Origin of the sequence: Marinobacter sp. M5B, assembly GCF_042604615.1 — a bacterium.
GTDB lineage: Bacteria > Pseudomonadota > Gammaproteobacteria > Pseudomonadales > Oleiphilaceae > Marinobacter > Marinobacter salarius.
On the sequence record NZ_CP156894.1, the window covers coordinates 1,397,156 to 1,409,198 of the forward strand.

The window sequence follows — 12,043 nt, forward strand, 5'->3', positions numbered from 1 at the left end:
GTCGCGTTCAGGCCCCAAGCATGGTCACCTGCTGAATGGCCTGGCGTTTTTCCACACTTAGCACCAACCGTGCGTCTTCCGCCACTTCATCCAGGCCGTCGGTGTAGCACAACAGCCCGTCGTCATCGGTGGTGATAACGCCATTGTGCTGCATGTTGGCGATGAAGTTACGGAACAGGGTCTTGTCGAAGAACTCCGGCGCATTGAGGCCGAACAGGATGGACATACGTTCGGCCAGAAGCGTGCTCTGCTCTTCCAGTTCGCCGGCGGTAATCTTACCCGACCCGTATTTGCGCAGGATGCCGATGGCAATGTGATAGCGTTCTAGGGTCTGGATGATGAACCGTGACAGCACCCGCAGGCGCAGCATGGCATCGGTGCCTTCCTCAGGGCGGCTGATCCTGTCTTCCTCTTCTTCGAACAGCAACCCTTTCTCCAATAGGACGTCGATCCATTGGTTGATGACCCCGTCAATCTCCTCGGCGTCGTATTTGAGGAACAGTTCGGATTTCAGATAGGGGTACGCCACGCTGGCCAGGAACTCAATTTTGTCCCGGCGCAGGGAGTTCTTGTTCTCAAACAGGCTCGCGATCAGAGACGGCAGGGCAAACAGATGCTGGATGTTGTTGCGGTAATAGGTCATCAGGATCGCGTTGCTGCCTTCCAGCGCGATGATGTCACCCAGTTTCTGGGGCTGGCGCGTGATCAGGCCCATGTTTTCGCAGTAGTCGACCCAATCCTTGCCACTGCCTTCCGGCAGCGTGATGGTGTCGGCGTAGGGAAAGGCTTTCAGCAGGTCGGCATACTGGTCCATCAGGCGAATCAACTGGCCTTCATCCATAGCCAGGCGATCGGTGCCCAGCAAAACCGTTGCAGTCATGCCAATGGGATTGACGGCGACAGATGCGTTAATGCTGGACGCAACACGATTGGACAGTTCAGACACCGCCTGATTGAGCCATTTTGGCCGGTATTCGGAATCGTAGGCTTCTTCCCGCCAGCTTGGTTCGACTTCGTTCAATACCTCAGCAAGGGGAATGGCTTCACCGAAGTTTACAGCGACCTGGCCAAACGAGTTGCTCAACTTGCGAACGGTCTTGGCAATCGCGAACACGCTCTCTTTCTGTTTTTTCTTGCCCCGTAGTTCACCGAGGTAAGAACGGCCTTCCATCACCTTCTCGTAACCAATGTATACCGGGACGAACACGATGGGCTTGCGATGGTCTCGCAGAAAGCTGCGGACGGTCATGGACAGCATGCCGGGCCGAGGCTGGAGCATGCGACCGGTGCGGCTGCGCCCGCCCTCCACGAAGTACTCAACGGAATAGCCGCGGGAGAACATCACGTGCATGTATTCGTTGAACACGGTGGCGTAGAGCGGGTTGTCACGGAAGCTCCGACGCATGAAGAACGCGCCGCCGCGTCGCAGGATGGGGCCAACAATAGGCATGTTCAGGTTGATGCCGGCGGCAATGTGCGGGGGCATCAGCCCGTTCTTATAGAGCACGTAGGACAGCAGCAGGTAATCAATATGGGAGCGATGGCAGGGAACATACACCACGGCATTGTCCTGGGCTTCTTCCTTGGCAACGCGGATGTTGTTGATAGCGATGCCGTTGTAGATACGGTTCCACAGCCAAGACAGCACCACTTCCAGGAAACGTATGGTCACGATGGACATGCTGGCAGCGATCTCGTCCGCATATTTGTACGCCTTGGCGCGCACCTTTTCCGGGGGGATGTCATCCTTGCGGGCGGTTTCCCGGATGGCTTCCTTGACCGCCTGGGTCCGCACCAGTCCACCCACCAAGGTGCGGCGGTGAGACAGGTCCGGGCCGAGCACGGCTTGGCGCACCCTGCGGAAATGGGTACGGAGAATGCGGGCGAGCTTACGGTTGGCGCGTTCCTCGCTATGGCGGTATTCGTCAATCACCTGCTTCAGGGACAGGGGCTGATTGAACTGCACGTAAGTGCTACGCCCATGCACCATGATGATCAGGAATTTCTGCAAACGTCCAGCCACGGACCAGGTGTCGGACAGCAGCAGTTTGACCAGCGATTTTTCCTTGTCCGGGGAGCGCCCCCAGAACAGCGACACAGGGACGATCTGAACATCCTGCTCAGGGTGTTCCAGGCCATGGCGAACCAGCGCCCGGAACTCACCGGTGGGAACGGGCGTCTGGCGACGACGGAAAAGACCACCAATCCGACGGTAGAGAAAAAAGAAGGAGTGGTTCGGACCGTTCTTGACCGGCAGGGACGACTCGGCACCAGGCAGGCCAGCTCGCAGCACCTCCTGTTCCAGGACCAATCGGCTGGACAGCGAGCTGTACTGCAGTACGTAGCAAACCGGTTTTTCCGGGTCTACTCCCAGGGCTTCCACGCTGTTGCCGCTCACATCCGTCCGGACCCACAAAAACAGGATTTTGCGGAAAAGGGTCAGGATCAGGCTGCGAAGGCCCAGGAAAAAACGCATAAACGGTCGCTCCGGTTCACAAAACAGGCGGTAAGTTTACTTGGTTGCGTGCAGTGCGGAAAGCCATGCGGTCGTTCTGTTGTGTTGTGCCGCTGTGATACATTTCCAGCTCTACCCACATAATAGCTTCTGGACACGGATTATGGCGTTATGGACTCCCGGCTGGTCTTCGAAAGGGCCCGACGATGACGATCTTGTGTTGGCCATCGACGGTGATGCGGTGCTGAAGCCCGACGTTGGCTGGCTGAAGCCTTGGCGGATGATTGCCCCTAGTACGCACGGTGATATCGGGCCGGTGTATGTTGGCCAGATGGACGGCAAGCCTGTCTACGTGGCCGAAGCCGACGCGGCCAGACTGGCGGGGTCTACAGAACGGGTGACGCTTCGGGAAGCGCTGCTGCTGATGGAGGATGCTCCCGCGGAAATGCTGGGCACCGCGTTCCAGGTGCATCAGTGGTGGCGGGATCACCGCTTCTGCGGCCGCTGTGGTGAATTGACAGAGCTGCACCCGTTGGAAAGGGCCAAGTGGTGCAAGCCCTGCGGCATTCCCTGGTATCCCAGGCTGGCGCCCTGCGTAATTGTGGTTATCCGCCGTGGTGAACGCATGTTGCTGGCCCGGTCATCGCGGACAAAGCGTCATTATTTCAGCCTGATTGCGGGCTTTGTGGAGCCGGGTGAAACCATTGAAGCGGCGGTTGCCCGGGAAGTGAAAGAGGAAACCGGCCTTGAGGTTAGTGGGGTTCGCTACCACTCCTCTCAGCCATGGCCGTTTCCCCATCAGTTAATGCTGGGCTTTTTTGCAGACTACGCCGGGGGCGAGCTGGTGCTGCAGGAAGACGAAATTGCGGAAGCGGACTGGTTTCTGCCGGGCGATATGCCACCTGTGCCGCCGGTGACCACCATCTCCGGCGGCCTGATCCAGGCCATGGTGCGGGAAATTAAAGGGCAGGGGGCATCGTCGTGACTGCGCCAAGAGTGCTGGTCTTTGATTCAGGCGTTGGCGGATTGAGCGTTGCTGCTTGTATCCACCAACAATTGCCGGGGGTGAAGTTGGTGTACCTGGCTGATAACGCTGGCTTTCCTTACGGCGCCCAGCCGGAAGCGGTGGTCATTGAGCGCAGCCAGACACTGATCCGGCTGGCGCTGTCGGAATTTCCCTGTGATGTCATTGTGGTGGCGTGCAACACTGCGAGCACTGTGGTATTGCCGCATCTTCGGACCATGACACCGATACCGGTGATCGGCGTGGTGCCGGCGGTAAAGCCTGCGGCGGCGGTGTCTGAAAACCGCCGTATTGGTCTGCTGGCCACCCCCGCCACTGTTCGTCGGCCCTACCTTGCCGACCTGATTGACGAGTTTGCCAGTGATTGCACGGTGGAACGGCTGGGGCATCCGGACTTGGTGCAATGGATCGAAAATCTGGTGTCCGGTTCGCCAGTCCCCGAGCAGGCCTTGTCCGTGGCATTGCAACCATTCCGGGACGTGGGTGTGGACACTGTGGTTCTGGGCTGCACTCATTACCCGCTGATAAAGGATCTGCTGCAGAGCCAGTTGCCGACCGTAAAACACTGGGTGGATTCCGGAGAGGCCATCGCCCGCCGAGCGGCCTGGTTATTCGAACAGCAGGGGCTGGAAGTGAAAAGTCTTATGGCCCTCAACAGCGATGGCGATGTGGTTGATGCCGCCCTGTTTTCCGGGGACATCCCACGAGGTATCGGGGAGTTCCTGGATGGGCTCAGCCTGGCCACCAACGAGATCCGTGGTAACTGGTCCTCGTCGGTAGTCGGTGCTACAGCAAGCGGGTCAGCTTGAACATGGCCAGGAACTCCAGTGCCGGTAAGGATCGGCGGTGGCAACAGTAGGTTTTAAAGTTGTCGCCACGGAATCGTGACTTGGTAAATTCCAGGCCCTTGAAGTTGTAAAGGAAGTTCCCCTTCTCATACAGGCCGTGCATGATGCGCTTGAGCAGTCGGCTTTCCTGGTGCTCGGTAGCCGGGTCCAGGGATAGCGGAATTAAACCCAGGTCCAGATAGGGCACGCCTTCGGCCTTGAACACATCCATGGCATGGGCCATCAGGGTGTAGAAAATACCCTGGCGGAAATCCGCGTTAGCCCTTGAGATGTTAGGCACGTAACTGATGATCTCGTTATTGCGGTAGATGGGGTCGAAGTAGATAAAGCCCACGGCCTTGCCATCCTGGTACGCGTAGAAATGGCGTTCGTTCTCCCGGTACTCCATCTCCATGGGACGTATCAGGAAACGGATCTCCTTGCTCTTGCATTTACGGGTGCGAATCCAGGCATCGGAAATTTCGCGGGTGTGGTCATCGCTGAAGCGCTCCTTCACGGTAATGCCGTTTTTTTCCGCCTGGTTGAGGGCCGTGCGCAGGATCTGTTTCTTCTTCCCGCTGAGCGACCAGTTTTTCAGGTTGATACGGGATTCGCTGCCAAACTGGGTGCCAAACAGGCCAAAGCGGCGGTAGAGGTAGTCCACGACAGGTTTGGATACCTGGATGTAGCAGGCGGAAGGGAAGCGTTGGTGAAACTGTTCCAGGATCAACTCAAAGTGTTCCGGTGCGGTGACAGGATCGGAGAGCACGAACGTGCCGCCCCATTTGCGCATATACGCCAGGTAGCCAACGCCGGGCACATCGAAATACTGCATCTCAGGTTGCAACGTCGAGAACGACTGGGAATGGGTGCCGTACTTCTTGAGGTAACTGATGCGCTCCGGAAAGGTAAATACACCTTCGTCCAGAGAGCGTACGCCATCGAGTGAAAGGATCTGGTCTGACATTGTGAAACTCCCCCGTTTATTGTTTTAAATCCGGCGTGAGGCCTCGTGTCTACACCTGTTTCCGTCCCAGGATCGACCAGTAACAGTTCATGTTCAGCAGCTTGAAATGCTTTTTCTCGGTAACGTGCAGGCCAAGGCGCTGCATGTGTTCGGGGTAGTTGTAAATCTTGTGGAAGGCATTGTTGGCGAACAGCCAGAAGATGAAGACGGCCATGTACCAGTACATCTTCTTGAACAGGCGGGCCACAATGTTGCCGGTGGGGTAGCAGAAGTCACCCACAACCACCCTGGCGTCGGCCTTGCCCAGACGGATCAGATGCTCCAGCACCCGCACCATCATGTCTTCGTCAAACACGTTGAGGAAAAAGTTGGCGACCACCATGTCGTACTGTTCGAACTCATCGACCTTCATGATGTCGCTGTGAATGCGGCGGATGGTCAGGTGCGGCGCCTCTTTTTCCTGGGCTTCGGCAAACTTGCGCAGCATGGTCTCGGAGAGGTCCACCACGGTCACGTCCGCGCCCAACTCTGCGGCACGGATCGCGTCACGGCCATGGCCCACGCCTGCAAACAGGATGCGGGCGCCGGGCTTGACGGTTTCCACATCGAGCATGGCAGTCTTGCAGCGATGGATGTTCTTGCCGCTGTAGAGGTTGCTCAGAAAATCGTATACCGGGCCAATGTATTTGTATTTATCGCGCATGGTGACTTCTGCCTGTCCATATCCTGGGGATGCTTCCATTCTTCTTGTGATTGTTGATTCACCGTCAGGTGAATTGAAGGAAGCGCCTGATGGATTTGAGCTTAGAGAAGCCGGTGGGGGAATTATGTGCAGTACCGCGCATTTCCAGATACATAACGTAACGAACAGCAACACTTTGCAAACCAGATCAACATTTTAGATCTGACTGTCCGACAATGGAGTATCGATAATGCGGTAGGTTAGAAAGCGACGGCGCGCGCCGGGGTATGTCCGAGGGTTTTGCCGATGACGTCTGCAGGCCGCGCCGGGCCGTAGAAGAATCCCTGAACCTGGTGGCATCCCAGGCTTTTGAGGTAGGTGAGCTGTTCGTCCGTTTCCACACCCTCCGCCACGATCTGAAGTTTCAGTCCATGGGCCATGGCGACAATGGCGTTTACAATACAGGCACCATCTTCGCCTCTGCGAATGGCTTTGACGAAGGACTGATCCACTTTCAGGGTGTGAATGGGCAGCCGGTGAATGTAGTTCAGGGAGGAGTAGCCGGTGCCGAAATCATCAATGGCAATTCTGACGCCCAATGACGCTAATTCCCGGAGTTTCTGACTGATCTGCTCAAGATCGTTCATGATCACGTTTTCAGTGATCTCGATTTCCAGGTTTTGGGGTGGGAAGCCGTGGGCCTGGAGTTGAGCCATCAGGGTCTCTACAAACCTTGGGTGCTCCACCTGGACCGGGGACAGGTTTACGGCCAGTCGCAGGTCGCTGTGTCCTTCTCGAATCCACTGGCCGACATCATGGCAGGCCTGGTCGAGTACGCATTCACTGAGTTTGGCAATGAGTTTGGTTTCTTCCGCCAGCGGCAGGAAGTCCCGTGGATAGAGCAATCCCCTTTCCGGATGTTGCCAGCGCACCAGCGCTTCCAAACCCACCACGCGATTGCTCGAGGAACAGACTTGCGGCTGATAGAACACCCGCAACTCATCGCGCTCCAGTGCCATCCTAAGGTCTCTTTCCAGGCTCAGGCGGTTGGCCGTGTCAATGCTCATGCTCTCCGAGTAGAAGCGATAGCCATCCTTGCCCCGTGCTTTGACGTGATACATGGCAATGTCGGCGTTCTGGATCAGTTGATCCATGGATTCGCCGGCTTCCGGGTAGGTGGCAATGCCAATGCTCACACCTACGAAAACTTCGTGTTCGCCCAGTTGGAAAGGCGCGCGCAAGGCCTTGATCAACTTCTTTGAAATCTGTCTTGCGTCCTCGTAACCGTGGATCGACGGCAACAGCAGAGTGAATTCATCGCCACCGAAGCGTGACAGGGTGTCCCCTTTGCGCAGACACCGTTCCAGTCGCTGTGTGACAGCCTGCAACAGGCGATCGCCCATGGCATGTCCCAGCGTGTCGTTGATAACCTTGAAGCGATCAAGGTCCAGGAACATCACCGCCAGCTTCTGCTCACTGCGGCGCGCGTGGGTGATGGCCAGGTCGAGCCGGTCCTTGAACAGGGCGCGGTTTGGCAGTCGGGTCAACAAGTCGTGGTAGGCCTGGAAGTTGATAAAGGCTTCCGCTTCCTTACGCTCGGTCACATCGCGGGCAGTGCCGTAGTAGCGGGCCTCGCGACCATTGTATTTGCCGTCGTCGTGAACGGTGTGGGGCCAGGTTTCCGGGTCAATCGGAAACGCGGTAATTTCAAAGTGTCGGGTGGCTTTGCGGCTGCCTCGGGTCTTGAGCCGAACTTCCAGTGTCCGGGGATTGTCGGCGCTGATATTCGGGCCTTTCAGGGCATAGGTTCCCCGGGCGATGTCCCGGTCATCCAGGATGTGGCGAAAGTGACGCCCGCACAGCTCAGCGGGTTGGTAGCCAAGCAGACTCTCAATCTTGCTGTTCACAAAACAGAAATGCCCGTCGCCATCGAGCATGAAAACGATATCGGGTGAGCTGTTGACGATGTAGCGATGCAGTTCCTCGGACTTTTCCAGGCGCATTCGTATGTGCTCGTGGGCGCGAAGCAGAGAACGCTTGCCGAGCACGCCGTCGACCGTTGCCAGCAGTTCTTCCGGGTCGAACGGTTTGCGGATATAGTCCAGTGCCCCCCGGCGCAGGGCGCGGCTGACGGCGCTGAACGAGCTTTCACCGCTCACGACAATCACGCCACATTCTGGTTGTTCCGATGACAGGCGTTCCATCACACCGAATCCGTCCACATCGGGCATGCGAAGATCCAGCATTGCCAGGTCGAACGATTCGGTCTCAAGGATGCGACAGGCCATGCGCCCACCTTCCGCTTCGGTGACCTCGTACCCCTTGCTTCTGAGCAGTGAAGCAAGGCCGGAAAGCAGTCTCGGATCATCGTCGACGACCAGGATGCGCGCCTTTCCGTCGTCGCCGTAAGTCCACTCGGTGCTCGCAGGTTTCATGTCAGTAGCCCGTCGTTTCTTCGTCATTTTTCATCGTTTTTTTTATTTGCCGCCGCGGGAAACAGAATTCGGAATGCTGTCCCTCCGCGCCCCGTGCGGCAACTAATGATGCCCTCCATGTCATCAATCAACTGTTTGACCACGCTCAGACCCAGGCCGCTATGGCCCTTGCCCTTGGTGGATTGAACCGGTGAAAACAAGTGTTTTCGGACCTCGTCGGGAATTCCATTACCGGTGTCCGCCACTTCCAGTTCCACCCAGGTTTTTCCGCTCTGCCAGACCGGTGCCTGTGTGTGAATAGCCACTTCGCCACCGTCAACAAGGCATTCTGCCGCATTACGGACCAGGTTGATAACCACCTGCCGGATGACCGCACCGGGCACGGTAACATCGGTGGGGTCCGCGCACAGGTCAAGCTCCAGCGCCATGTCGTCGCCGCTGAACAGGCTGTCTTCCAGCAAGTCCCGCAGAATTCTCAGTTCGTCATTAAGATTGCAGACGCCGGTCGGGTTTGCTGCATCATGGCCCGGACCCCGGCTGATCTGCAACAGGAGATCCCCCGCGCGATCGAGTTCGTCACGTATGACGTCCAGCTCTTCCTGTACTTCGTCATCATCCAGCCGGTTCCGTAGCTGATAGATATATTGCCGGATGATGGTCAGCGGGTTGCTCACCTCATGGACCTGGCGACGAATGGCCTGTCGGGCCAGTTCCGACTCCATACTGTCCTGGGTACCACTATTGGCTAGCGTGGCAGTGACGGCGTCAGACAGTTTGGCGCTGAACAGGCGACCGATTTCTTCTGTCTGACCGGAACTGTCATGGTCGGTACCGACGACAAAGACGCCAGCACATTGATCTTCCCCCCGAACGGGAATAGCCACCAGAGAAGGGGTTTTCAAGAGAGAAAGCAGCTGGCGGTCCAGCACAGTCGTTGTGCGGTCACCAAGACACAGGGCGGTGCCGCTGCTGTAGGCCTCGGTCAACACGCTGGTGGCCGGCCCGCTGGCAACTGTAAGGTCAGGAGTATCGCCGTTGCTGGCGGATAGCAGTGTCAGCCCGTCTCCGGCCTGGCCAAAATACAGTGCCGGCAGGCCGGTGATCAGTGTCAGGCTGGTGACGGTTGAGGCCAGACTCTCCTGGGCACTGCCGCGAATCGGCGACAGTTCCAGCGCCTGGCTGGCCATGGCCTGTTTCAGTATGGTCTGTTTGAGTTTGTGGTTGGAATGGCGGGCGTCGTAGTCTTCCGATAGCGGAATGCCCAGTGACTCGGCCACGCCGCTCACTTCCTGGTCGATCCTGCGGTTGATCTCTCGCGTGAGCTCTTCATTGAGCCCAAAAATGGTCCCCGCCGCCGCAATGCCCGCCGCGTCCGAGAGTGCCAGGCGCGTTGCCAGACTGATCAGTTTGACCAGGTGCCCGGCATCCTGTATTTCCGTTGGCATGGCCTGCTGATAGCGCATAGCGTCAACCGCCATGGGGCCCAGCCCCCATGAATTGACCAGTTCGGCAGCAATATCGGACTGGTGGTCAAAGTAGTATTGCTGGGTTTCTCCAGGCGGTGTTTTCAGTGCGATCAGCTCGCCTACGTTGTGCAACATACCCAGCATGAACGCCTGGTCGGGTTCGGGGTAGCGAGTCAGTGTTGCCAGAGCCCTGGCCGTCAGGGCGGTGGTCAGGGAATGGCGCCAGAAGTCCCGCAGCTGTTGCCACTGGTCTGCCCCGAGTTCGTAAAGAATCTGGCGCAGTGCAGCAGTCAGAACCAGGGTGTGAAAACGTCGGGTTCCCAGCCGGAGCAGGGCCTGGTCAATGGAACGTATTTGCGAGGTGGGGCCGTACAGTGCCGAGTTGGCGAGGGCGAGAACGCGAGTGACCAGAGCGGTGTCGGCAGACACAATGTCACTTATTCGGCGATAGTTTTCATCCTGATGGCAGGCCTCAAGCGCCCGAAGGGTAACCTCCGGGAGACTCGGTAGCTGTATGTCAGGGGCAATCTGCATAGGCCTGCCTGTGTAACGCGCCAGATATTTCGTTAGTATCTGACGACTTGTTCATAAACATTAACCCGATGGAGCTTAGTCAATAACCTGCATTTATTAAACAGTTATTGGTCCTTTTTTAAGCAGAGTATTACCCGTGTTGTGATGTGTGTAAACTTTTTACAGGTTAAATGTCGCAAAACCGTCCATGATCGGGCATTCAACCCGTCTCTTTTTGTCTACAGTTAGAACTCCGTCCGGGTTACACTTTGACACAGTACTCAAATTTTACCCGGATCACGTGTCAGTCGACGGACAAGACAGCGCCTATTAAGCATTCATGACCGATTCCCGCACTTCCAGGCACATTCCGAAGCAACCCAGAACACTGGCCATAACCGGTGGCAAAGGTGGCGTCGGAAAAACATCGGTGGCACTGAACCTTTCCCTGACCCTTGCGCGAGAGGGTTACAGAGTATTGTTGCTGGATGGTGACACGGATCTGGCTAATGTCAGTATCATGCTGGGCCGGTATCCGGAGCGCACCCTGGCCAACGTAATGGCCGGTGAGTGCTCTCTCCGCGACGTGATTATGGAAGCGGAGTGGGGTTTGCACATCATTCCCGGCGCCTCGGGAGTTGAACAATGTGTGGATATGGCCGCTGAAGAAAGCCTGCGTGTTCTCAAGGCGTTGTCGAGGCTGGAGAAAAACTACGACTACGTGATCACAGACACGGCCTCGGGTTTGCAGAAGACCGGCATGCACATGATTGCGGCGGCGGAACTGGCCTGCGTCGTGGTCACGCCAGACCCTGCATCGCTGACCGATGCCTTCTCCCTGATAAAACTTCTGATTCGTCGTGGCTACCGAAGGACGCCGAGCGTGTTGGTGAACATGGCCCAGGGTGCAAGTCAGGCTCGATCCGTGTTTCAGCGCCTTGATGCTGCTGCAGTTCGGCACCTGGGGTTGCAGTTGCATTACCTGGGTGCGATCTGGCGTGACGAAACCTTGCGCCAGTCAGTGATGAATCAACGCCCTGTGGCACTGTTGCCGGCTTCTGATCCGTCCAGCCGTCAATTCCGAACATTGGCTGACATGCTGAACGTGCGGCTGCGCCAGTTGCCGCCGCGAAAGGCGGGGATTGCGGCGTATTGGCACCGGGTGTCGTCCGGCCCAGCGGATACGGCGCCTGCGTCCGGCGGTGGCCAGGCAAAAGCACCAAAAGACCCGGCCCAGGAATGCAAGCGGCTGACAGCAGAGCTCGGTGAAATACTGGCTGACAGCAATGATAAGCCGCTGCTGCGTTATGAAGCGTTTCAGGGGCTCTTTGCACTGTTAGGGCGCAGAATGGATGCAGATGCCATTGAGATTATCCAGACCGGTTTAGCCTCTCTCAATTGGGACAAACTGGAAAAGGAACAACGAGAACATATGGCGACTCATCTTCGCCATCTCGCTGCAGAAGTTGACCCTGCGGCAGTTCCCCGTAAGGCGGAAGCAATAGTAAATAAGCCAGAGCGGGAGCCGTACTACGACCGTATCAGTTTTGGTGAACAAAGCCGGTTGATTCGGGCGCTTAAGGAGCAGCCGTCCAATATCTCCCTGGATCAGCTTCTACGCTCGCTGGCGGACACCGACAAGAACGGTTCCTGAGCGCCTTTTATCCGGTTTCT

Annotated in this window: 8 protein-coding genes; 3 read left to right on the forward strand and 5 right to left on the reverse strand. The window is 57.1% G+C overall.

Annotated features, from left to right (window positions below):
- Positions 1-7 precede the first annotated feature (7 nt).
- Positions 8-2,476, reverse strand: a complete 2,469-nt coding sequence (gene plsB, locus AAGD24_RS06250; RefSeq protein WP_036204246.1) for a glycerol-3-phosphate 1-O-acyltransferase PlsB — start codon at positions 2,474-2,476, stop codon at positions 8-10.
- Between the two features lie 142 nt (positions 2,477-2,618).
- Between plsB and nudC the strand changes: the two genes are divergently transcribed.
- Together nudC and murI are read left to right on the forward strand one after the other, a co-directional pair.
- On the forward strand, positions 2,619-3,440 hold the full coding sequence (gene nudC / locus AAGD24_RS06255; protein ID WP_075195969.1) for an NAD(+) diphosphatase: 822 nt from the start codon (positions 2,619-2,621) through the stop codon (positions 3,438-3,440).
- Positions 3,437-4,288, forward strand: a complete 852-nt coding sequence (gene murI, locus AAGD24_RS06260; protein WP_379866865.1) for a glutamate racemase — start codon at positions 3,437-3,439, stop codon at positions 4,286-4,288. The genes nudC and murI overlap by 4 nt, the downstream gene beginning before the upstream one ends.
- Here murI and AAGD24_RS06265 read toward each other — a convergent pair.
- From AAGD24_RS06265 to AAGD24_RS06280, 4 genes are all read right to left on the reverse strand, one after another.
- Positions 4,266-5,273: a DUF2156 domain-containing protein gene (locus tag AAGD24_RS06265; RefSeq protein WP_041335081.1), complete on the reverse strand. Its 1,008-nt coding sequence runs from the start codon at positions 5,271-5,273 to the stop codon at positions 4,266-4,268. The two genes, murI and AAGD24_RS06265, sit on opposite strands and share 23 nt — an antisense overlap.
- Positions 5,274-5,322: 49 nt before the next feature.
- Entirely contained in the window at positions 5,323-5,976 is a 654-nt protein-coding gene (locus tag AAGD24_RS06270; protein WP_007152042.1) for a class I SAM-dependent methyltransferase, read from the reverse strand.
- 239 nt (positions 5,977-6,215) lie between these two features.
- Positions 6,216-8,390 (reverse strand): EAL domain-containing protein, encoded by a 2,175-nt coding sequence (locus AAGD24_RS06275; RefSeq protein WP_379867310.1) that lies wholly within the window; start codon positions 8,388-8,390, stop codon positions 6,216-6,218.
- A 23-nt stretch (positions 8,391-8,413) separates the two neighbouring features.
- Entirely contained in the window at positions 8,414-10,390 is a 1,977-nt protein-coding gene (locus AAGD24_RS06280) for an HDOD domain-containing protein (RefSeq protein ID WP_036204260.1), read from the reverse strand.
- Between the two features lie 319 nt (positions 10,391-10,709).
- Between AAGD24_RS06280 and AAGD24_RS06285 the strand changes: the two genes are divergently transcribed.
- Entirely contained in the window at positions 10,710-12,023 is a 1,314-nt protein-coding gene (locus tag AAGD24_RS06285; protein ID WP_085681467.1) for an AAA family ATPase, read from the forward strand.
- Positions 12,024-12,043: the final 20 nt, after the last annotated feature.

Coding starts and splice junctions, on each gene's coding strand:
- plsB (WP_036204246.1), bottom strand. CDS start 2,476: ATGCGTTTTTTCCTGGGCCTTCGCAGCCTGATCCTGACCCTTTTCCGC.
- nudC (WP_075195969.1), top strand. CDS start 2,619: ATGGCGTTATGGACTCCCGGCTGGTCTTCGAAAGGGCCCGACGATGAC.
- AAGD24_RS06265 (WP_041335081.1), bottom strand. CDS start 5,273: ATGTCAGACCAGATCCTTTCACTCGATGGCGTACGCTCTCTGGACGAA.
- AAGD24_RS06270 (WP_007152042.1), bottom strand. CDS start 5,976: ATGCGCGATAAATACAAATACATTGGCCCGGTATACGATTTTCTGAGC.
- AAGD24_RS06275 (WP_379867310.1), bottom strand. CDS start 8,390: ATGAAACCTGCGAGCACCGAGTGGACTTACGGCGACGACGGAAAGGCG.
- AAGD24_RS06280 (WP_036204260.1), bottom strand. CDS start 10,390: ATGCAGATTGCCCCTGACATACAGCTACCGAGTCTCCCGGAGGTTACC.
- AAGD24_RS06285 (WP_085681467.1), top strand. CDS start 10,710: ATGACCGATTCCCGCACTTCCAGGCACATTCCGAAGCAACCCAGAACA.